The 2097-nt window shown below is 61.0% G+C and carries 1 protein-coding gene; it reads right to left on the bottom strand.

The window, feature by feature from the left end; all coding sequences use genetic code 11:
* Positions 1-1831 (bottom strand): hypothetical protein (locus tag GY791_19845; GenBank protein MCP4330653.1); only part of this gene is annotated, 1831 nt, incomplete at its 3' end.
* Positions 1832-2097: the final 266 nt, after the last annotated feature.

Raw genomic sequence — 2097 nt, 5'->3', positions numbered from 1 at the left:
TGAGAGAAAAGTCGATGGTCTCGCCTATTCCGGCGAACGCCAGCCTATCGGTCCCCGAACCACCGTCGATCTTCATGAAGGTCTGGTCGGCAACGGTCAGTGCGTCATCACCGGCGCCGGAGCGAATGACATCGGCTCCGCCACCGCCCGAGAGTTCGTCGTCACCGGCCCCGCCGATCAGCATCTCGGCCGCAGCCGTGCCGCTGGTGATCACCGGCGTCGTCGACCCACCAAAGGCCCCACCCAGAAGAACATAGGCCTCGCCGGCAGCGCCGCCGCCGTCGTCGCCATAGGGTGCCCCGACGATCAGGTCGTCGAAGCCGTCGCCGTTGACATCCCCCGCCGAAGATACGCTCCAGCCGGCAAAGTCGGCGCCCGCATCGCCCTGGATGATGAAGCCCTCGGCCGCGGCGAGGCTGGTCAGGTCGATGACCTGACGGCCGCCGACATCCGACCCGAACCCGGACCCCGACCCGAAGACGACATAGGCCTCGCCGGCATAGCCGCCGCCGTCGTTGCCATAGGGCGCCCCGACGATCAGGTCGTCGAAGCCGTCGCCGTTGACATCACCAGCCAAAGAAACGCTGGTGCCGGCAAGGTCGTAGCCCGCATCGCCCTGGACGATGAAGCCAAAGCCCGGGCCAAGAAACGTCAGGTCGTAAACCGTGCTTGGCCCAACAGTCACGTCAACGGCAGCGGCGCTGCTGGTGTTGCCGGCTGCGTCGGTGGCGGTCGCCGTGAAAGCATGCGTGTCATACGCCAGCGGCACGACGATGTCGTAGCTCCAGTCGCCGCTGCCGTCGGCGACCACTGTCGCCAGCGGCGTGCCGTCGTAGGAAATCTCGACCGTCGCGCCGGCCTCAGCGGTGCCCAAAAGCGTCAACACCTGTTCGCTGGTCAGACCGTCGCCGGTGGTGCCGTCATCGGATGCGGTCGCCAAGCCGATGGTCGGCGCGCTCGGGGCAATCGTGTCAATCGTGACGGCGAGCGGGCCGGAGGCGGCGCTGGTGTTGCCGGCAACGTCGGTGGCGACCGCCGTGAAGCTGTGGGCGCCCTCGGTCAGGGTCGCGGTATCGAAGCTCCAGTCGCCCGAACCGTCGGCAACCGCCGTTCCCAGCGATGACGCACCGTCGAAGATCTCGACGGTCGCACCGGCCTCGGCCGTCCCGGTGATGGTCAACGTATCATCGGCGGTGATGTCGTCGCCTGACACGCCGGTGTCGTCGGAGAAACCGGTGACGCTCGGCGCGTCGACAGACGTGTCGACGGTGACCACGGTCGCGGCTGACTTGCTGCTTTTATTGCCGGCGACGTCCTTCGCCTTGACCTTGAAGCTGTGGTCGCCGTCAGACAGCGCGTCCGTCGTAAACGTCCAGTCGCCGTCGTCATCGGCATAGACCGTTCCGATCAGGTCGCCGCCGAGGAAAACCTTGACCTTGGCGCCGGCTTCAGTGACTCCGGAGAGGGTTAGCGTGTTGTCTGCCGTGATGCCGTCGGCGATGCCGGTATCGTCAGCGACCGCCGCGATGATCGGATCGTCGATTTCGGTGTCGACGACGGTCTTTTTCTTCTTTGAGGTTTTAGACTTACCGTTCTTTTTCGCCTTGATCTTGAAATTATGCTTGCCGTCATCGAGGGCATCGGTCTTGAAGGACCAGACGCCCTTCTTGTTGGCCTTGGCAGTTCCGATCTTGACGCCATTGTCATAGATGACGATCTTGGCGCCTGGTTCGGCTTTCCCCTTGAGCTTGAGCGTATTGTCGGACGTAATCAGGTCACTCGACGAGAGACCGGTGTCCTTTTTTATCTTCTTTATTTTTGCTTTCGCCACGACTCTTGCCCTTTGAATCGCACTGAGATTTTGACGGACGCTCTGAATTCACTATTTAATTTAGACAACATATCGCTTATCGAAGCACAACAATAATTTGAATCTGGAGGGTTCTGTGAGGTCCAATCAAATCATCCACTCTTCGTTTTGATTCAATTTGTCTGACCTACTTTTTGGTTCACATTTTTTCTTGCCTTTCGACTCGTAGTCACGGGCACCATCAACCGACATTCCCTGGATGACCGGTATCGAAGCTTCACATTGGG

The organism is Alphaproteobacteria bacterium, from assembly GCA_024244705.1.
Lineage (GTDB): Bacteria > Pseudomonadota > Alphaproteobacteria > JAAEOK01 > JAAEOK01 > JAAEOK01.
Note: the sequence above shows the minus strand (reverse complement) of the source record. Positions and strands in the feature narration are given on the sequence as shown.